At 70.1% G+C, this 20,156-nt stretch carries 16 protein-coding genes; 8 read left to right on the top strand and 8 right to left on the bottom strand.

The window, feature by feature from the left end; all coding sequences use genetic code 11:
- Positions 1-114: 114 nt before the first annotated feature.
- Both IPJ78_03995 and IPJ78_03990 read right to left on the bottom strand, forming a co-directional pair.
- Positions 115-576, bottom strand: coding sequence for a hypothetical protein (locus IPJ78_03995; protein MBK7905706.1), 462 nt, complete (start codon positions 574-576; stop codon positions 115-117).
- A gap of 119 nt (positions 577-695) precedes the next feature.
- Positions 696-2,180, bottom strand: a complete 1,485-nt coding sequence (locus IPJ78_03990) for an alpha/beta fold hydrolase (GenBank protein ID MBK7905705.1) — start codon at positions 2,178-2,180, stop codon at positions 696-698.
- Positions 2,181-2,420: 240 nt separating this feature from the next.
- On the opposite strand from IPJ78_03990, the gene IPJ78_03985 reads away from it, so the two are divergent.
- Both IPJ78_03985 and IPJ78_03980 read left to right on the top strand, forming a co-directional pair.
- Complete coding sequence (locus IPJ78_03985) at positions 2,421-2,600, top strand: hypothetical protein (protein ID MBK7905704.1); 180 nt, start codon at positions 2,421-2,423, stop codon at positions 2,598-2,600.
- Positions 2,601-2,637: 37 nt separating this feature from the next.
- A complete protein-coding gene (locus tag IPJ78_03980) occupies positions 2,638-4,227 on the top strand; it encodes an amidohydrolase (protein MBK7905703.1) in 1,590 nt (529 codons plus the stop codon).
- On the opposite strand, the gene IPJ78_03975 is transcribed toward IPJ78_03980, so the two are convergent.
- From IPJ78_03975 to IPJ78_03960, 4 genes are all read right to left on the bottom strand, one after another.
- Positions 4,228-5,637, bottom strand: a complete 1,410-nt coding sequence (locus IPJ78_03975) for a tyrosine phenol-lyase (protein ID MBK7905702.1) — start codon at positions 5,635-5,637, stop codon at positions 4,228-4,230. It lies immediately after the preceding gene.
- Positions 5,638-5,769: 132 nt separating this feature from the next.
- Positions 5,770-7,086 (bottom strand): PQQ-binding-like beta-propeller repeat protein, encoded by a 1,317-nt coding sequence (locus IPJ78_03970; GenBank protein MBK7905701.1) that lies wholly within the window; start codon positions 7,084-7,086, stop codon positions 5,770-5,772.
- Positions 7,087-7,201: 115 nt separating this feature from the next.
- Positions 7,202-7,909 carry a hypothetical protein gene (locus tag IPJ78_03965; protein ID MBK7905700.1) on the bottom strand — a complete coding sequence of 236 codons (708 nt, stop codon included), beginning with the start codon at positions 7,907-7,909 and terminating at the stop codon, positions 7,202-7,204.
- Between the two features lie 23 nt (positions 7,910-7,932).
- On the bottom strand, positions 7,933-10,041 hold the full coding sequence (locus IPJ78_03960; protein MBK7905699.1) for a dehydrogenase E1 component subunit alpha/beta: 2,109 nt from the start codon (positions 10,039-10,041) through the stop codon (positions 7,933-7,935).
- Between the two features lie 169 nt (positions 10,042-10,210).
- Between IPJ78_03960 and IPJ78_03955 the strand changes: the two genes are divergently transcribed.
- The 4 genes from IPJ78_03955 (at position 10,211) to IPJ78_03940 (ending at position 12,453) form a co-directional block, all read left to right on the top strand.
- Positions 10,211-10,891 (top strand): hypothetical protein, encoded by a 681-nt coding sequence (locus IPJ78_03955; GenBank protein ID MBK7905698.1) that lies wholly within the window; start codon positions 10,211-10,213, stop codon positions 10,889-10,891.
- A 4-nt stretch (positions 10,892-10,895) separates the two neighbouring features.
- On the top strand, positions 10,896-11,399 hold the full coding sequence (locus IPJ78_03950; protein MBK7905697.1) for a hypothetical protein: 504 nt from the start codon (positions 10,896-10,898) through the stop codon (positions 11,397-11,399).
- Entirely contained in the window at positions 11,396-11,767 is a 372-nt protein-coding gene (locus IPJ78_03945; GenBank protein MBK7905696.1) for a hypothetical protein, read from the top strand. Before IPJ78_03950 ends, IPJ78_03945 begins: the two co-directional genes overlap by 4 nt.
- Before the next feature lie 281 nt (positions 11,768-12,048).
- A complete protein-coding gene (locus IPJ78_03940; protein MBK7905695.1) occupies positions 12,049-12,453 on the top strand; it encodes an HNH endonuclease in 405 nt (134 codons plus the stop codon).
- Here IPJ78_03940 and IPJ78_03935 read toward each other — a convergent pair.
- Together IPJ78_03935 and IPJ78_03930 are read right to left on the bottom strand one after the other, a co-directional pair.
- Positions 12,368-13,345: a bifunctional helix-turn-helix domain-containing protein/methylated-DNA--[protein]-cysteine S-methyltransferase gene (locus IPJ78_03935; GenBank protein ID MBK7905694.1), complete on the bottom strand. Its 978-nt coding sequence runs from the start codon at positions 13,343-13,345 to the stop codon at positions 12,368-12,370. The two genes, IPJ78_03940 and IPJ78_03935, sit on opposite strands and share 86 nt — an antisense overlap.
- Positions 13,346-13,488: 143 nt before the next feature.
- Entirely contained in the window at positions 13,489-15,345 is a 1,857-nt protein-coding gene (locus IPJ78_03930) for an NAD+ synthase (protein ID MBK7905693.1), read from the bottom strand.
- 92 nt (positions 15,346-15,437) lie between these two features.
- Here IPJ78_03930 and IPJ78_03925 point away from each other — a divergent pair, with 92 nt between their 5' ends.
- Together IPJ78_03925 and IPJ78_03920 are read left to right on the top strand one after the other, a co-directional pair.
- Entirely contained in the window at positions 15,438-17,453 is a 2,016-nt protein-coding gene (locus IPJ78_03925; protein ID MBK7905692.1) for a PBP1A family penicillin-binding protein, read from the top strand.
- Positions 17,454-17,936: 483 nt separating this feature from the next.
- Positions 17,937-20,123 (top strand): Ig-like domain-containing protein, encoded by a 2,187-nt coding sequence (locus tag IPJ78_03920; GenBank protein MBK7905691.1) that lies wholly within the window; start codon positions 17,937-17,939, stop codon positions 20,121-20,123.
- Positions 20,124-20,156: the final 33 nt, after the last annotated feature.

Here is a 20,156-nt window from a genome sequence, read left to right as displayed (position 1 = left end):
CTACGCCCGCCACGGTGGCGGTCTCGCGGCATCTGGGAGCCGAATGAAGCAACCCGGATGCCAGTTCCCCGTCGATCGGGACCGGCAGCCAACCCCTTGTCCTGCAACGGCTTGCTAGCGCCTCACCTCGCCTGAGTACTCCAGCGTGGCCGTCGGTGGCAGTGCACCGAAGTTCGCTGCGCCAGAGAGGCGGCCATTGCCGGTCATGTTGGCGTAGCGTCCGGTGCCTGACTGCACCGTCCACGTCCCGGCCAGCGTGCCGGCAGTGGGGCTGCTGAAGGTAATTGTGGCGTCGCCGGTCACCGTGATCGTACCGTGCGCGCCGGTCAGCGTGCGTGCGAACGTCACTGGGACGACGGGCTGGTCGAGCGGTCCTCCGAACGTGAGCGTCTCATTCGTCGTGCCGGCGTCGCCGACCGCACCCGTGAGCGTGAAGGTGCCTTCGGACGTGGTCTCGCCCGTCAGAGACTGTTCGATGGTGATTCGCACGGAGGTATCCTCGTCGCTGGAGAAGAGCTCGCAGCCGGTGGCGGCGAGCAGGAAGGGAAGGGCGAGCAGGGTCGTGGTCCGGCGCATGGAGCCTCCTGAGGGTGAGTGCCGCGGCGCATCAGCGCTTGGCCTCAGGGTCGCATGGGTCGACGGTGGCCCGCACCACCCGCGTGAGGGGTGCGGACGGGTGGTGCGCGGTCCGACGCTCAGTCGCGCAGTCGCCAGTGGCGCGGTGTATCCGCGTCCGCCTCGACCGGCACGAACTGCTGCTCGGGATCGGGCATGAGGTCGCGCAATGTCGCCGAGACGCGGACGTCGGCGACGCGTGCGCCGTGCGCCAGGGCGAGCAATGCGTCGAGCGAGGCGGGCAGCGGCAGGTCGGTGCGTCGGTCGCAGGCGCCCACATGAAGCGCCAGCGTACCCACGCGGCCCCGACCCAGCGCGCGGAGCTCGCGCGCGGCGCGGAGGGCGCGCGCGGGGGAGTCGAACACCGCGAGCCACCCTTCGGGGAGGGCGTGAACGCGCTGCGCGCTCGCGCCGTCGAGCACGCGACGCGTCTCGGCGTCGAGCCGGCGGCCGCCGCCATGGAGGAGGACCGCGACCCACGCGTCCGGGACCGTCGGTCGCACCGGTCGCTCGATGAAGTCGCGCACCGCCTCGGCGATCGTTTCGTGATCGACCCAGATGAGGTGGTCGGCTCCGGGGAGCTCCAGCCACTGCGCATTCGGGATCTCTGCTGCGAGATACCGGCCCGCCTCGACCGGTACGACGGCATCCTCGGTGCGATGGATCACCAGCGTGCGGACGCCGACATGGGGCAGGAGGGGGCGGACGTCGAGTTCGCCGAGTGCGCTGAGCAGCCGACGCACGTCTCCCGGGCTCGAGGCGCTGCGCAGATAGCGACCCCACCAGTCGCGGAACTCCGGGTCGGCCTCGCGCGAGGGTGCGTACATCTCGACAGCGACGGTCCCGCCCCAGCCGGCGACGAGACGCTCCTTCCGCGCCTCGAAGGCCTCGCGTGTCCGCGCCCACGTCGGCTCTTCCCCATCGCGGACCGTCGTCGCGATGGCTCCGAACAGGATCAGACCTTCGACGAGCTCCGGATGCGAGGATGCGAGCAGGATCGAGACCGCGCCGCCGGCAGAGGATCCGAGCATGAAGGTCTTCTCCGCTCCCTCGGCCGCGAGCATGGCGCGAAGGTCCTCGACCGTCTCGTGCAGCGCCGGCGGCGAATCGACACGATCGGAGAGACCCGTGCCGCGCAGGTCCGGGAGGAAGACGCGCGCGAAGCGGCCCAGTCGCTCGAAGAAGGCGAGCGACTCGGGGAGCGAGAGCATCGCCTCGATATGCGAGGTGAAGCTCGGGATGAAGACGAGGTTGACCGGGCCGTCACCGATGACGGTGTACGCCAGTGCGACGCCGTCGCGGCGGACGTAGCGCACCGGAGTTCGCGCGACGGGTGCCGCCGCGAGCGGTGCGACCTCGGTCGCGAGGAGTCCGGCCGCGATGGCGGCACGCACCGCCTGGATGCGCGACGAGACGCCGAGCCTCTCGTAGATCCGCTTGTTGTACCAGCGGACGGTCTCAGGCTTGAGTCGCAGGCGCGACGCGATCTCGCGGTCGCTCAGTCCTTCACCGAGGAGGCGAAGGACCTGGAGGTCGCGCGGTCGCCATCCGGCCGAGGTCGCCATTGTCGGGAGCTGAGGAAGGAGTGCCGCCGAAGAGGATACCGAGCGGCACCGCCGCGGGCCAGCGGCGCCGTTGCTGCCCGCCCGCGGCGCCGCTAGCGTTCGCGTGTGACCAACCCATTCGACGCCCGCCGTGACCTCCTCGGCGCTGCCACGAAATTCATCCTCGAAGCCCCGAAGTCGCCCGAGCCGGCGCCCTTCGAGCCGCCTCGCCTAACCCTCGCCGCCCTGGAGAAGATCAAGATGTCCCGTTCGCGCGACCGCATCCTTGCCAACCTCGAGGAGATGTACACCGACGCCTTCAAGCGCGCGAAGGAATCCGGCGACGAGGCGCAGATGGCCTCGCTCGACTTCGCCTATCGTCGCGAGCAGCTCTACTTCGAGATCCTGCTCGACGTGCGGGACGCCGTCGAGAAGCGCTGAGCGGCCGATGCTGCTCAAGACCCTCGCCGTCGCCGCCATGGCCGTCAACGTCGTGATCGTGAACGCGAGGGTCTGGACCGGGGACGCGCGTCGTCCGTGGGCGGACGCCGTCGCCGTCGAAGGGGACCGCATCAAGGCCGTCGGCTCGAGCGCCGAGATCATGAAGCTCGCTGCCGGCGCGCGCGTGATCGACGCGCATGGCGCGATGGTCGTCCCCGGCTTCACCGACACGCACGTGCACTTCATCGACGGCGGGTTCCGGCTCGCCTCGGTGCAGTTGCGCGACGCCCGCACGCCGGCGGAGTTCGTGGCGCGCATCAAGGCCTTCGCCGCGACGGTCCCGAAGGGCACCTGGATCCTCGGCGGCGACTGGGATCACATGAACTGGGGGGGCGAGCTCCCCACGCGCGCCTGGCTCGATTCCATCACCCCCGAGCATCCGGTGTTCGTCACGCGGCTCGACGGGCACATGTCGGTCGCGAACTCGCTCGCGTTGCGACTCGCCGGCGTGACGCGTGCCACGGCCGATGTCGCGGGCGGCGAGATCGTGCGCGATGCCGTGGGTGAACCAGCCGGCGTGTTCAAGGACAACGCGACCTCCCTCGTCGAACGCGTGATCCCGCCGCCGAGCGCGGAGCTGAACGACCGCGCGCTCGAGGCGGCCATGTCGTACGTCGCCGCACAGGGCGTGACCGCGGTGCACAACATGGGCAGCTGGGACGACCTCGCGACCTTCGAGCGGGCGCACGCCGCGGGGCTGCTCCGGACGCGCATCTACGCCGCGGTCCCGCTCGCCACCTGGGCACGCCTCGCGGAGTACGTGAAGCGCCATGGTGGAACCGGGGACGGCTGGTTCCACTACGGCGCGCTCAAGGGATTCGTCGACGGCTCGCTCGGCTCGCACACCGCGGCGATGCTCGAGCCCTTCACCGACGCGCCGAACGATCGCGGCTTCTACGTCACCAGCAACGAGGACCGCTACGCCGCCATCAAGGGGGCCGACGCGGCGGGACTGCAGGTGTTCGTGCACGCGATCGGCGACCGCGCCATCCGCGAGCAGCTCGACATCTTCCGGCGCGTCGCCGAGGAGAACGGCGCGCGGGACCGCCGCTTCCGCATCGAGCACGCGCAGCACATCGCCCCCGCCGACATCGCGCGCTTCGCTCCGCTCGGCGTGATCGCGTCGATGCAGCCGTATCACGCGATCGACGACGGCCGCTGGGCCGACCGCGTGATCGGCTCGGAACGCGCGAAGGGGACCTACGCCTTCCGGTCGCTGTTGGACGCCGGCGCGAAGGTCGCGTTCGGGTCGGACTGGTTCGTCGCACCGCCGACGCCGCTGGAGGGGATCTACGCCGCGGTCACGCGTCGCACGCTCGACGGTGCGCACGACCCCGACGGTTGGGTGCCCGGCGAGCGGATCACGGTCGAGCAGGCGTTGCGCGCCTACACGGCGACCGCGGCCTACGCCGGGTTCGACGAGGGGCAGCGCGGCGTGCTCAGGGCGGGGATGCTCGCCGACCTCGTGATGCTCGACCGCGACCTCACGCGGATCCCGGCGCCCGAGATCCGCGAGGCGAAGGTGCTGCTCACGATGGTCGGCGGGAAGGTCGTCTTCGAGCGCTGATCAGAGCGCCTCGAACCGCGCCTGGAAGAACCGAAGGTACCGGGGTTCGTATGTCATCCGAAGCCCGCGGACCTTGTCGCGTCCCTCGTACACCGCCTTCACCGACTCGGCGATCACGTCCATGTGCGCCTGCGTGTACACGCGTCGCGGGATCGTGAGTCGCGTGAGTTCGAGCTTCGGCCGGTGGTGGTCGCCGCTCTTGGGGTCGCGGCCCGCGCTCACGATGCCGCGTTCCATCGCGCGGATCCCCGAGTCGAGATAGAGTTCCGCCGCGAGCGTCTGCGCCGGGAACTGGTCCTGCGCCAGGTGCGGATAGAAGCGCTTGGCGTCGAGGAAGATCGCATGGCCCCCCACCGGCTCCATCATCGGGATGCCCCACTCCTCGAGCAGCATCCCCAGGTATCGCACCTGCCCGATGCGCGAGCGGATGTGCGCATCCTCGACCGACTCGGCGATGCCGATCGCCATCGCCTCCATGTCGCGGCCGGCGAGCCCACCGTAGGTGTGCAGTCCCTCGAACACCACGACGAGGTTCCGCATCTCCTCGAAGAGCGGGAAGTCGTTCACCGCCACCCACCCGCCGATGTTCACCAGCGAGTCCTTCTTGGCGCTCATCCACGCGCCGTCGGTGTAGGAGCAGAACTCGAGCAGGATCTCGGCGATCCGCTTCGTGGCGTACCCCGCCTCGCGTTCCTGGATGAAGTAGGCGTTCTCCACCGCGCGCGTCGCGTCGAGGAAGAGCTTCACGGCGTGCCGGTCGCACCAGGCGCGGAGCGCCTTCACGTTCGCCATCGACACCGGCTGGCCGCCGGCCATGTTCACGGTGGCGCCGAGCGAGATGTAGGCGATCCGCGCGGCCCCCTCGCGCGCCACGAGCGCATCGAGCTTGGCGAGATCGACGTTCCCCTTGAAGTCGCCGCGATGCTGCGGGTCGTGGGCCTCGTCGACGATGACGTCGACGAAGGTGCCGCCGGCCATCTCCTGATGGAGGCGCGTGGTGGTGAAGTACATGTTCCCCGGCACGAACTGCCCGGGGGTGATCGCACTGCGCGAGATGAGGTTCTCCGCGCCGCGCCCCTGGTGCGTGGGGACGATGTGCTTGTAGCCGTAGAAGCGCTGGATCGCCGCTTCGAGATGATAGAAGTTCTCCGATCCGGCGTAGGCCTCGTCGCCCATCATCATGCCCGCCCATTGGCGGTCGCTCATCGCGCTCGTGCCGCTGTCGGTCAGCAGGTCGATGTAGACGTCGCGCGAGCGGAGAAGGAACGTGTTGTGCCCCGCTTCGGCGAGGGCGCGGACCCGGTCGGGCTGCTCGGTCATCGTGAGCGGCTCGACCATCTTGATCTTCCAGGGCTCGGCCCAGGAGCGGCGGCCGAGCTGCTGGCCGAAGGTGCGGGGGGTGTCGGTCATCGTCGGGGGCGTGGCGGAGGGGTGGGTCAGGCCCATGGATGATTCGCCGACCGCCGCGCCATGGTGAGCGGAGGAGTCCCCGATTTCGTGTAGGGGATTCTCCGGACGCCGCCCCCGCTACCGGATCACGAGCTACCTGATGGCGTAGAGCTGGCCGTCCGTGCTCCCGACATAGAGCACGCCGTCGACGATCGCGCCGGACGAGAGCACCGACCCGACGGTCATCATCGTGCGCATCCCGATCATCATGCCGTCGAGGGTCCGGTCGGGATACATGCCGTTGGTGCGCAGCACGCCGGTCGAGTCGGTCCAGCGCGGGCCATTGGTCTTGGAGCCGTCGGTCTGGAAGTGCGCGCGGAAGGCGCCGGTGCGGAGATCGACCGCGTGCACCCAGCCGTCGGAGGTCCCGTAGAAGACCGCGTCGCCGGCAATGGCGGGCGACGAGAAGGAGATCGCCTTGTTCTCGAGGTCGAAACGGACCGCGCCGCTGGCGACGTCGAGCGCCTTGAAACGGCGGCCATCGGAGGTGGCGAAGTAGACCACACCGTCCCGGCCGGCCGGCGAGCCGATCGTCCAGCCGCCGTGGTTGTCGTGTGTCCAGCGGGGAGCGCCCGTCGCGGCATCGACGGCGTGGAAGCGCCCATCGCGGCCTCCGACGAGCACCAGGCCGTCCGTCACGGCGGGAGAGCTCGCGAGACCGATCTGGTTGTAGATCGTGGTGTCGTTGCCGGTCGTGTAGCGCCAGCGCTCGCGGCCGGTCGCCGCATCGAGCGCGTAGAGGTTCCGGTCCCAGCTGCCGATGTAGACCACGCCCTCCACCACCGCCGGCGCCGCGTGCACTACATCGCCGGTCGCGAACTCCCAGCGCTTGGCGCCCGTGCGCGCGTCGAGGGCGTAGACATGCTGGTCGCCGCTCCCGATGTAGACCGTGCCGCCCACGACGGTCGGTGACGAGAGGAAGACATCGAACGGGTCGGGCATCCGTTCCGTGCGCGGGACGGCGCCATGGATCCCGGGCGCGGTGAAGCGGCGCTCGCCGCGGGTGCGGAACCGCCAGCGCTCCGCGCCGGACTCGGCGTCAACCGCGTAGATGTTGCCGTCGGCGCTGCTGATGAACACGAGGCCGTCCGCGACGGCCGGCGATGAGGCGATTGCGCCTTCGGTTGCGAAGCGCCATCGCTGCGCCCCGGTCGTGCGGTCCACGGCGTAGAGGTGCCGGTCGGTGCTGCCGACGTAGACCAGTCCGCCGCTCACGGCGGGCGAGGAGATGACGCGGCCCTCGGTCCTGAACTTCCAGGCGACGGTCGCGAGCGTTGGCGTGGGAGAGGCGTACACGCCGGCGTGCGACGGACCGCCACGGAACATCGCCGCTTGGCCGGCGAGCACGGTCGGGAACGGTACCGTCGCCAGGATCGCGCGTGCCACGAACGGCGGAAGGCGGAAGGACATCGTCGACCCGGAAGGCGTGAGGGTGTCCGCGCTCGTGCGGACACCCTCATTCGACATCTCCGGTGGACGAAGGGTTCACCGCGCCTGCCGTCGGACGGCGCGCGCGCCGGCCCGCCTACGGCGCCTGGGTCGCGACCAGCACCTGCACGCTGTCCGCGAGCCCGGTCGGGATCGCGGCTCGCACCCACACCGAACCGGTGCGCGCCGTCGCCGTGAGCACGCCCGACGCGCTGATGCTGCCGATCCGCGCATCGCTCACGCTCCACGCCACGGGCGCCGCTACCGGGAGCCCCTGCCCGTTGAACGCACTGGCGACGAAGGTGAGCGTCCCGCGCGGGAGCACGAACGCACTCCTGGGCGTGACCGAGAACGACACCGCGTCCGATCCCGGCCCGATGTACGTCAGCGGGAGCGGCGGGATGTTCGGCACCACCTCGGCACGCAGCACCACGGTGTTGTTCGCATAGAAGTGAATGGCCTGCCCCGCGAGCAGGTCGACCGAGACGAAGAGCGTCTCCACGCGCTGTTCGAGCGGGATGTCGAAGGCGAGACGCAGTCCGTCGGCATCCGCCGACCACGCGATCGTGGTGTCGAGTGCCGTTGACTCGTTCCGGCGCGACACGATCACGCGGACGGCGTCGAGGTCGGCGCCCCAGGCCGAGGACGCGGTGCCCGTGGTGGGCAACGCGAGCGCCAGCGCGAGCGGCGCGGATGCCGATCGGAACTGCGGTTCCTGTGCCAGTTCGCCGCAGGCCGACGTGATGAGCATGGCGCCTGAGAGCGCCGCGGGGATCAGGATCCGGCTGCGCCGGTGATGCGCCATGCTCGTCACTCCGTGTAAGGGCCCTAGAACCTCGCGAGCTCCGTGTACGCCTTGGCGAAATCGGCCACCTGCGGCAGGATCTCGTCCTCGAGGCTCGGCGCGTAGCCCACCCATGTGTCCATCGACGCGACGCGCTTCACCGGGGCATCGAGCCAGGCGAAGCAGTCGTCGGCGATCCGCGCCGCGATCTCCGCCCCGTACCCCCACGAGATCGAATCCTCATACCCCACGATCACGCGTCCGGTCTTCTTGGCCGACGCGTACACCGTTTCCTGGTCCCACGGCGACAGGGTGCGCAGGTCGATCACCTCGACCGAGAGCCCCTGCTCGTCCTCGACCTGCTTCGCCGCGACCAGCGCGCGCTGGACCGTTGCGCCGTAGGTGACCACGGTCACATCGGTCCCTTCCTTCACGACGCGGGCCTTGCCGAACGGGATCATGAAGTTCGGGCCCGGATACGCACCCTTGTTGTACGTCTGCCGGTAGAGGTGCTTGTGTTCGAGGAAGATCACCGGATCCTCCGAACGGATCGCCGTGCGCAGCAGGCCGTTGGCGTCGAGCGCGTTGCTCGGGCAGACCACGCGGAGCCCGGGGCAGTGCGTGAAGAGCGAGGCGCCGGTCTGCGAGTGGTAGATCGCCCCGCGGATGTAGCCGCCGTAGGTCGTGCGCACGACCACCGGGGCCGCGAAGGCGTTCGACGAGCGCCACCGCATCGTCGCGAGCTCGTCGCGCAGCTGCATGTACGCCGTCCAGATGTAGTCGAAGAACTGCACCTCGACCACCGGCTTGAAGCCGCGCACCGCGAGCCCGATCGCGCGGCCGATGATGTTCGCCTCGGCGAGCGGCGTGTTGTACACCCGCGTCCCCCCGAACTCCTTCTGCAACCCCCACGTCACCTTGAAGACGCCGCCCTTGCCCTTGACCTTGCCGAGGTGCTCCTCGCGCGAGACATCGGCGACGTCCTCGCCGAACATCACGATGCGCGGGTCACGCCGCATCTCGTCGCGCATGCAGGCGTTCAGCAGGTCGACCATCGTCGTCGGCTCGCCCGAGAAGTGCGGGTCGTCCTCGGTGTCGAACTGCTCGCTCGTCGGGTCGACGTACGGCGAGAAGAGCGCCCACGCCGCCGTCTCGGGCGCAGGCTGCGGCTGCGCGAGCGCGTCGTCGGTCGCGGCGAGCACCTCCGCGTCCACCGACTCCTGGATCGCCTTGATCTCCGCCTCGCTCGCGTAGCCCTCGTCCACGAGCCACTTCGGGTAGACCGTGATCGGGTCGCGCGCCGCCTCGGCGTTCCGCTCCTCGTCGGGGCGGTACATCACTTCGTCGTCGGAGAGCGAGTGCGAGTAGGGGCGGATGACCTTCGCGTGCACGAGGGCCGGGCCCTTCCGCTCGCGCGCGTAGGAGACGGCCTTCTGCATCGCCTCGTACGAGGCGAGCAGGTCGCACCCGTCCACCTGCTGGATGTAGAGGTCGGGGAAGCCGGTGAGCAGCTTGGAGATCGAGCCACCGGCGGTGTTCACCTCGACCGGAACCGAGATCGCGTAGCCGTTATCCTCGACGAGGTAGACGACCGGGAGCTTGAGGTTGCAGGCGGTGTTCATCGACTCCCAGAACTCGCCCTGCGACGTGGTGCCGTCGCCGGTGGAGACGAAGACCACCTCGTCCGCATTGAACCCCTCGGTGATGCCGAGGGCCTTGGCGCGGACGACCGCTTCGGCCGAGCCGACCGACTGGAGGAACTGCGTGCCGGTGGGTGACGAGCTCGAGACGATATTGAGCTTCTTGTGGCCCCAGTGCGACGGCATCTGGCGGCCGCCCGAGTTCGGATCGATCGCGGCGCCGACGGCTGAGTAGAGCATCTCGGCGGGCGTCATGCCGAGCTGCAGGCACAGGGCGCGATCGCGGTAGTACATGTAGAACCAGTCGTACGACGGCTTGAAGACCAGGCCGGCGGCGGTCAGCACCGCCTCGTGGCCGGCGCCGGAGATCTGGAAGAAGATCTTGTTCTGCCGCTTGAGCTGGATCTCCTTGTCGTCGATCCGGCGCGACAGAAGCATCGTGCGATAGGCAGCGACGAGCTGGGCCTTGGAGAGGCCGTGGGTCGCGCGGCGGGCCTTGGCGGAGGTGGCCATGGTCGGAGGGGCTGGGATTCGAGTCGCCCCGGGTCACCGGGGGGCATTGCAAAGAAAGGTAGCAGGAAGGGCAGAAGGGGAATGGGGGCCCACTTGCTTCCGATCCCGATGGACCCGGTGCAACGTTCGTCGGCAACCGGCCGGGACACAGACCTCTTCAGGAGACCGCATGCACCCGAAGCACCTGATCGTCCTCGCCGTCCTCGCCCTCCCGTCGGATGCCGCGCTCGCCCAGCAGGCACCGACCGTCGCTGCGCCTCCGCCGGGCTGGCAGTGGTCGCTGGACGCGCCGGCGCGGCTGGTGAACGGCGGCCGCTTCGCCCCGACCGACACGACCTTCGACTTCGCCCACATGGCACCCGGCTGGCACATCACCATGGGGCCTGGCGCGACGCTGTTCGATCCGCGCGAGCGAGCCGAGGGACGCTTCGCCGTGCAGGGCGAACTGATCCTCTTCCCCGACGCGTCGGGGAACGAATACGGGGTCTTCGTCGGCGGACGTGCACTCGACGGCGCGGCGCAGCACTGGTTCGCCTTCCTCGTGCGAGCCGATGGAAGTGCCGCGGTGATGCAGCGGTCCGGTGCCGAGACCCGGTTGCTCATGCCATGGACGATGCATGCGGCGGTGAAGCCGAAGCCCTCGGGCAACACCGTCACGAACGTCATCGCCGTGCGAGCGGAGCCTGACTCCGTTCGTTTCGTCGTGAACGGCGAGCGCCTCGCGGCCTTCGCCCGGTCCACGATGGAGGTGGACGGCCAGTTCGGCTTTCGGATCGGGCGCGGCGTGAACTTGCATATCACCAACCTCGATGTGACGCGGCGTCTGGCGCCTTTCCCCCAGCGGAGATGATCCAATGCGGCACCTCGCCGGGGTAGTCATCGCGTTGGCCCTCGTGACGCTGAGTTGCGTTCTTGAGGCGCAGCAAGCCCCGGCCCCGCGGGCCATGATCTGCGACTCCGTGGGTCGGTCGATCCCGTACGCGACGGTGCAGTCGAGCGGGAGCACCCCACGCGTCGCGAACGACTCCGGCGTCGTGCTCCTCAGCGTGCCCCGCGCCGATTCCCTGAAGCTCCTCGTGCGCCGGATCGGGTTCCAGGCCTGGGAGGGCTGGGTGCGGCCGGACGCCGCGGGGGACTTCGTCGTGCGGCTCATCCCGCTACCGCAAAACCTCGAGCGCGTGTCCATCTACGAGCGGGACACCCCGCTCGCGCGGACCGGCTTCTACGATCGCATGGAACGTGTCGCAAAAGTGCGGTCGTCGCGCGCTTCTGGACACCCGAGGCGATCGACCTGCGGAACCCGCACCGGACCTCGGTGCTCCTCGAAGGCGAGACCATCGTCCGCGTCCGACCGATGAGCGGCAAGCCTGTCCTGTCGGGCCGTGGCGGCACGTGCCCGATGGGGGTGTTGGTCGACGGGCAGCGCGTGCATGGCATGGTCGAGGAGATCAACACCCGCGAGGGGGAGGACGAGATCCAGGACATCATCCGAAGGATGAGGTCTGGTCCGGAGGGGAGGCTGGGGTTGCCACCGTCAGCCCTCAGGCAGGCCGCGGAGAAGGAGTTCCTCAACATGCGCACCTCGATCGACGAGATGGTGAACTCGCTCGGGCTCGTGGCGGTGGAGATCTACGCCACCATGGCCAGCGTCCCGGCGGAGTTGCTGCGCAACGCGCCACCCTATGCCTGCGGCCTCGTCGTCGTGTGGACGGGCCGTCGCGGCTGACGCATCACAAAGATGCGACTTTTCGGACTTCCCTTGCGCGGATTCACGTGACGTTGCACCTATTGCGGCGTCTTTTCGGAAAGGATCGGCGCGTCTCGGGGTCACCCGCACGCGCCCCCTTCACTCGGGAGGCCCGTGACCGACACGTTCGGACAGGCATTCGAGCCCGGATTCCCTCGGTCGCTCCCGGCGACCGCGGTCTGGCGCCTCCTCCTCATCGACCACACCCCGCTCGGGCACACTGCCCCGCAGCGGGGTGTCGTCTTTTCCGGCGAGGTTCGATGTCACGTCGGGTCGTCCACCATGTCGCGCTCGCTCGTGCCCCTCGGGGGCTATCGCGTCACGCTCGCCGCCTGGAGCACCAGCAGCACAAGCGTCAGGTCAAGCGCGCGACCTTTCGGGATTGTGGACGGCGATGTGTCTATTGCGGCGCCACTCTCGGACTCGAGAACGCCACCCTGGATCACGTGATCCCGGTCTCGCGCGGCGGGAGTCACCTGCCGGGCAACCTCGTCTCCGCCTGCCAGCCCTGCAACCAGATGAAGGGCGCACTTCTTCCCACGGAGTTCTTCGCGCGCTATCCGAGCGCCGGCCAGAACTTCATGCGCTTCGCGCGCGCCGTGCACCGGCAGTTGAAGCGCGGCGCGCGACGGGCGGTGTCGCTGGCGTTCGCGCAGGCCGCGTAGCGGCCGGCGAAGGCGGAAGGACGGAGGATGGAGGTGGCGGGTCCGCCTCCATCCGCGTCGCCTCCAACGCCAGCATCGTGCGCTTCCGGTCCGGGCCCCACGCATAGCCGCCCAGTTCCCCGGTGGACCGGATCACCCGGTGGCAGGGGATGAGATAGCTCACCGGGTTGCTCCCCACCGCGGTGCCCACCGCGCGTGAGGCCTTCCGGTCGCCGATCGCCGTCGCGAGATCGCCGTAGGTCGTGACGCTCCCGGGCGGGATCTCCAGCAGGGCGCGCCACACCTTGAGCTGGAAGTTGGTGCCCTTCACGTGCAGCGCGAGCCCTGGCGTCGGCGCGGTCCCCGGCGGCGGGAAGGCCTTCGCGGCCGCGGCGCGCGTCCCCGCCTGGTCCGCCACCATCTCCGCCCCGCCCCACTCGTGCCGCAACCGCGCGAGCGCCTCGGCACGGGTCACCGGCTGTGTGAACGCGAGGTGGCAGATACCCCGCGACGTCACCGCGACGAGGCAGTCGCCGAACGGCGTCGGATGGAAGCCGTAGCGGATCACGAGCCCTGCCCCCGCGCGCTGATACTCGCCGGGCGTCACCGCCTCGGCATTCACGACGAGATCGTGAAGCCGCCCCGGTCCCGAGAGCCCGGCTTCGAACGTCACGTCGAGCAAAGGTCGCCGCTCCCGCAGCAGCCGCTTCACCACCTCCGCGGTACGATGCTGCAGGAAGCGCTTGGGACTGATCCCCGCCCAGCGCGTGAAGAGCCGCTGGAAGTGCGCCTCGCTCAACCCCACATGCTCGGCCACGGCCACGAGGCTCGGCGCGGCGGGATGCTCACGATCGAGGAAGCGGATCGCCTTCTCGATTCGGGCGTAGTCGGTGCTCAGCTGTTCCGGGGACATCGATGCTCCTGCTGAATGGTCACCCGGTATCTACGAACCCGCTCGAACCGTCTCAATCCGAAAGTTGCGCCACCGCTCGGGGAGCGCCCATTCCGTACAGGGCCGGCCGCACGGCAGGCCCCCTTCACCCTTCCGCCTTCATCTCAGTAGTCCACCGGCCGCAGGTACGACTCCCCGATCGCTGCTCCCGAGAGCATCGCGACCGTCGGCAGCTTCCGCTTCCAGTGCGTCGAGTCGAGCCGCCGCGTCACGAGCCGGATCGCCTCCGCCTCCATGCCGCGGGCGGTGAGCTCGCTCGCGTTCCAACCATGCAGGATCCAGTTGAGGATCTCGTCCGCGACCGCGTAGCGCACCCCGAAGTCGCCTTCGTCGGTCTGTCCCTGCACGAGGTCGGCGCTCGCCGGCTTCTCGATGATCTCGCGTGGCACGCCCAGGTGGCGCGCGAGGGCCCACACCTGCGTCTTGAACAGGTCGCCGATCGGGTTCACCGGCGGCGAGTCGTCGGCGTGCCAGGTGAAGTAGCCGAGGAGCCGCTCGCTCTTGTTGCCGGTCCCGAGCGGCAGGGCGCGATGCTTCGCCGAGAGGTCGAACAGCGTGATCATGCGCGTCCGCGCCATCACGTTGCCGCGCCGTGCCGCATCGGCGTCGGGTTCGTGCGCGAGGTAGCCGTCCACGGCGCCGGTGATCTCGAGCGTGCGCGACGCGAGGCCCAGCTGGTCGATCACCAGCTGGGCATGCGCGAGCGAGTCGGGGCTCGACGTCCGGTACGGCATCCGCACCGCGATGACGTTCGTCGGTCCCAGCGCCCGCGCTGCGAGCGCGGCGACGACGGCGGAGTCGACGCCGCCGGAGAGCCCTACGATCGCCGTGCCGAACCCACGGCGCGTGAACTCATCGCGCAGGAACGCGACGAGCCACCGCTCCACGAGCGCCGCGTCGATCTCGAGTGATGGAGGCATGCCGCGGGCCGACTCACCGCCGGCGACCACGGGCAACGGCGCGTGTGCGGCCGCGTCCTGCACTGGTGCCCGACGTGCCGGCGCCGGCACGACCTCGCTCCGGTCCGAACTCTCGCTGACCTCCGCGCCCTCTGCGGTGATCGCGGTGGCCGTCCCCCGCATCGCGCGGTCCAGCTCCGTCCGCAGGAACGGCAACGCCGCCTTGAGATCCGACAGCAACGGCATGTCCGCTCGCGCGCGCGCCAGATCGGTCAGTTCCACGGAGGCGGTGACCAGCGCCTCGTCGAAGACCGGCGCGCGCACGCGGACCTCGCCGCGCGGTCCGGCGACGAGGGAGCCGCCCTGGAACATCTTCCCGCCCTCGCTGCCGACGAGGTTCGCCAGCACGCAGTACACCCCGTGCTCCTCGGCGATGTCGCGGATCAGCCGCTCCCATCGCGCGACGCTGCCGGGCCCCGGCACCGCGTCGCCGCGCGGGGCGGCGCCGCGCGCGGGGGCCGCGGCCAGCACGAACACCACCTGCGCCCCGTCGAGTGCGGCGATGGTGCCGGAGAGCGAGTGCCACGCGTCCTCGCACACGAGCATCGCCGCCCGTCCCCAGGACGTCTCGAATGCGCGGATCCCGTAGCCGCGCTCCACGAAGCGCTCCTCGTCGAACAGCGAGTAGGTGGGAAGGAAGTTCTTCCGGTGCACGTGCACCAGCCGAGCCGGACCATCCCCCAGCGCGATGCATGCGGCGCTGTTGTGCAGCTGCCCCTCGTGCTGCTCGTAGAAACCGAGGATGACGTCGAGCCGCGAGCCCGCCGGCACCATCGAGTCGAAACGGGCGCCCACCGCCGCGAGGAGTCCGTCGAGCGTGAGCGCGACATCGCGCACGCCGCCCTCGAGGAAGTAGCCGGAGAGGATCGTCTCGGCGAAGACCACGACCTGCGGGCGCGGGGACAGCGCCGCGGCCTGCGCCAGCAGCGACCCCACGCGATCGAGATTCCCCTCCAGGTCACCCTTGCGCGGGCGGAACTGCGGGATGGCGAGCGTCAGCATGCCCGAAAGGTGCGGCATCGAGGGCCAAAGGGGTACGGTCCCCGGTCCGCGCGGCATCCGCCCGAGCGCGCGCCGTGTAGAATTCAGCACCGATGAAGCCCCCTGCGCTGCTCCTCCTCGTCGCCCTCGCGGTACCCCGCGTGGTGCCTCTCGCGGCCCAGCAGCCGACGCCCGCGCCCGCCGAGGAACCTTGGCGCATCGTCAGGCCCTCGCAGAGTTCGCTCGTACTCGCGCGCGACGGCTCGCTCATCGGCGAGATCGGCAGGGAGTGGCGCACGAGCGTGCTCATCAGCACGCTCCCGCGTTACGTGCCGCAGGCCTTCATCGCCGTCGAGGATCGCCGCTTCTACCAGCACGACGGCGTCGACATGCTCGGCATCGCCGCGGCGATCAAGGACAACCTGCTGGGCGGCAGCCGCGGCGCGAGCACCATCACGCAGCAGCTCGTCGGGAACATGCATCCCGAGATCATCGACCGCACCGACCGCTCGATCGGCCGCAAGGTCCGGGAGCAGGCCGCGGCGCGCGAGATGGAGAAGCACTACACCAAGGCGCAGATCCTCGAGGCCTATCTCAACCAGATCAGCTTCGGCCGCGGCTTCTACGGCGTCGAGGCGGCGGCACGGCACTACTTCGGCAAGTCCGCGGCGCGGTTGAGCATCGCCGAGGCCGCCTCGCTCGCCGCGCTGCCCAAGGGTCCGGCGATCTACGACCCGGTGCGGTTCCCGGACCGCAACCGGAACCGCCGCGACGCGATCCTCGGCTTGATGGAGGAGCAGGGGTTCATCACCGCCGAGCAGGCCGCGGCGGCCAAGGCCGAACCGCTGCGCACCGCGCCGAATCTCGGCATGTCTGTCTCGGCGCCATACTATGTCGATGCCGTGAAGGCGCGTCTCGATCGCGCCGGGATCCCGGTGACCGACGGTGGCTACGTCATCACGACAACGCTCGACCCGGCACTGCAGCGGCAGGCGACGATCGCGCTCATCGAGGGGACCGCGGCGGTCGAGGCCCGCGCTGGCTACCGCCATCGCACCTTCGCCAACAAGCCGCGCGGAAGCACCGACTACCTGCAGGGCGCGCTGGTGGCGATCGACCCGCAGTCGGGCGACGTGCGCGCGCTCGTCGGAGGGCGCAACTACCAGGAGTCGCAGTTCAATCGGGCCACCAACGGCGTGCGGCAGCCGGGATCGACCTTCAAGCCGATCGTCTATGCCCGCGCCGTGCTCGACTCGATGCCGCCCAACGCGATCGTCGCCGACGACCCGCTCGAGGTCGCGTACGACGGCCAGGTGTATCGCCCCAAGAACGCCGACGGCGAGTTCCTCGGCCCGCTGACACTGCGGCAGGCGCTCGCCCGCTCGCGGAATCCCGTCGCCGTGCGGCTCTGGGAGCAGCTCGGGGCCGACTCGGTGATCGCGCTCGCGCAGCGCATGGGGCTCTCGGCCCCGATCGCGCCCTATCCGTCGAGCGCGATCGGAGCCTCGGTGGTGCGGCCTATCGAACTCGTCAGCGCCTTCACGGCGATCGCGAATCTCGGCGTCGGCGTCGACCCGCGCTTCATCGTGCGCGTCGAGGACCCGGCCGGTCGCACGGTGCATGGCGAGGCGGTCCGCTTCCGCGCGCCGGCGATGGACTCGAGCGTCGCCTTCGTGGTGCGCGAGATGATGCGCGAGGCAGTGGAGAGCGGGACCGCGACGGCGGTGCGCCGCTATCTCCCCGCGAGCGTCGCGGTGGCCGGCAAGACCGGCACCACCGACGACAACACCGATGTCTGGTTCGTGGGGATGACGTCGAACATCGTCGCCGGCGTCTGGCTCGGCTTCGACCGGCCGCGGCCGATCACGCCCGGCGCCGCAGGGGGGACGCTCGCCGCGCCGATCTTCGGACAGATGCTCGCCCGCTGGAGCGGTCTCACCACCGACGCCTGGGTGGCGCCGAGTCGTGTCGTCACGGCCGAACTCGACCGGCAGACGGGCCTGCTCGCGGAGCCGGAGACGCCGCTGGAGCGCCGCTACCTCGAGTACTTCGTCGCCGGGACCGAGCCGGCCGCGCTGCGGATCGATGCGCGCCGACTCTTCCGCGCGGGGCCCATCGTCGGCTTCTGATCTGGCCGAGGGTGTGACCAGCACACGACAGGTGTGACGCAGGTCCTGTAGCCCCGGGGCCCACCGAACGTAGCTTTGAGGGGTACTTGAGCGGTGAAGCTCGGGCCGTCCAGGCCCCGAGGATCGCTGGAACGCGCAACTGGTCGAGGTGCCGATGCGAGGGTTCGGAGGGGTCGCGATGGTGCTCGTACTGGCCGTCGGATGCGGTCGTGGCTCGTCGGGGAAGGGAGGTGCGGCCGACGCGACGGCCGCGTCACCCGCGCCCGTCGACCCCGGGTCCGTCGTACCCACCACCCCCCTCGACTCGTCTTCCCCGGTACCCGCGCCGGCGCCGGCCAAGTCTCCAGCCAAGGTCCCGGCCACTGTCCCGACGACACCGCCTCTTTACGACTCGGCCTTCGGGCCCTCCTTCACCGTCGATTCGACGGGCAAGGTGACGCCGATCGGCAAGAAGAAGCCCTGACCCACGACGCCACACCCACCGTGACGCCTCTCTCCTCGCTCCGCGTTCCTGCGCTCCTCCTCTTCGCCCTCTCCGCCGCGTGCGGCGGCGGAGGAACCGAGGCGCCGACCCCGGCCAGTGTCGTCGCCGTGACCGCGAACCCGCTCGCGAGCGCGGTCGTCGGATCGGTCGTCGCCAGCGCGCCGACCTTCGAGGTGCGCTCCTCCAACGGTCGAGCCCTCGCCGGCATCTCCGTGAGCGTCGCCGTGACGGGAGGCGGCGGTTCACTCACCGGGGCGCCGAGCGTGACGCTTGCGGGGCCGACCTCGATCGGGCAGTGGACGCTTGGCAACACGGCCGGCGACCAGACGGTGACGGTCACCGCCGCGGGACTCACGCCCCTGGTCTTCACCCTTCCGGCCGCCGCCGGCGCGGCGACGCAGCTCGCGGTGCTCGACGGCGACGACCAGTTCGGATCGCAGAACAGCGTGACCTTCGCGCCGCTCCGCGTGCGCGTCCGGGATCAGTTCAACAACAACGTCGTGGGCGCGACCGTGAACTGGGCGGTCGATGCTGGGGGCGGCTCGCTGGCAGGCGGTGCGACCTCGAGTGCGACCGACGCGAACGGGATCGCGACCGCGCCGGCCTGGACGCTCGGCACGATCGCCGCCGGCGAGCAGGCCGTCGTCGCCTCGCTGGGTGGTCTCACCGCGCGATTCACCGCGTCGGTCCAGCGCGCGCCCGCGACGATCTCCGTTGAGAGTTCTCCCGCCGCGACGGCGACGGTCAACGCGGACATCGCGCCGGCCCCAAGCTTCGCGGTGCGCGACTCGAGCGGGAACGCCTTGCAGGGCATCCCGTTGGCCGTGACGCTCACGGCCGGCAATGGGTCGCTCACGAGCGCGCCAACGGTCTCGGCGGCGGGGACCACGACCGTCGGCACCTGGCGCATCGGGACGACCGTCGGGACCAACACCGTCTCGGTCTCCATCCCGGGGGCCGCGCACGTGACCGCTCGCACCTGGTCGGTGACCGGCCTGGCCGGACCGGCCGCGGCGATGCTCGTCGTCGCCGGCTCGAACCAGACAGCGCTGGCCGGCGCGGCGGTCACCACGACATTACGGGCGCGCGTGACCGACGCGTTCGCCAATCCGCTCGCCGGTCTGCCGGTGACGTGGACGGTCACGTCGGGCGGCGGCACGCTCGGCGGCGCGCCGACCGTGAACACCGACGCCAGCGGCTTCGTCGATGCGCCCACGTGGACGCTCGGCCGCCGTGGCGGGACCCAAGCGCTCACGGCATCGCACAACGCCGTCTCGGCGCAGTTCCCCGCCTTCATCCAGACCGCCTACACGGTCGATGTGCGCTTCTCCGGCACGCCGCCAACCGGCGCGGTCGCGCAGGCCTTCGCCGACGCGCAGGCCCGCATCATGGCGATGGTCACCGGCGACATCCCCGACATCGTGGTGCGGTCGCTCACCAGCGCCACGCAACCGTTCAATGTCGCCGACTGCGGCGTCTCCGGCGTGACGGGTTCCATCAACGAGACGGTCGATGATGTCGTGATCTTTGCCGCGGTGGACTCCATCGACGGTGTCGGGCGTGTCCTCGGCTCGGCCGGTCCCTGCCTTGTCCGCAACACCACGAGCATGGCGGCGCTCGGCATCATGAAGTTCGACCGGGACGACCTCATCAATCTCGCGAACGCCGGTCGACTCAATGACGTCATCACGCACGAGATGCTGCACATCGTCGGCATCGGCACCAACTGGCGTGCTCGTGGCCTTCTGGCGGACTCGGGCCTCGCGACCGTCCGCGTGACGGGTGCACTGGCCGCGCAAGCCTGTGTCGACGTCGGTGGCGGGTCGGTCTGTGCCGGCGCCGTGCCGGCCGAGAACTGCCTCGACCTCGCCCCCGGGACCAGCTGTGGCCAGGGGACCATCAACTCGCATTGGAAGGAGAGCACCTTCCGCACCGAGCTGATGACCGGCTATGCAGGTGCGTCCAACCCGCTCTCCCGCATCACCATCCAGGGGATCGCCGACCTCGGCTATTCGGTCAACGTGCTCGCGGCCGACACCTACACGGTGCCCCCCCCGACGCTCATGGCGATGCTGCGGATGGAGGGGGACGTCCCGATCGCCCAGGCGGAGATCCAGCTCGCCGAGCCGATCCAGCCCAAGTACGCGATCGACCCCTCGGGCCGACTCCGCCGAGTCCTGAGATGATGTGAGCGCACGGGGTCCGCGGGTTGCCGCGGA

It is taken from the genome of Gemmatimonadota bacterium (genome assembly GCA_016714015.1).
In the GTDB taxonomy this organism is placed as follows: Bacteria; Gemmatimonadota; Gemmatimonadetes; order Gemmatimonadales; family Gemmatimonadaceae; genus Pseudogemmatithrix.
The sequence above is the reverse complement of the archived record's forward strand: the minus strand, read 5'-3'. Positions and strand labels throughout refer to the sequence as shown.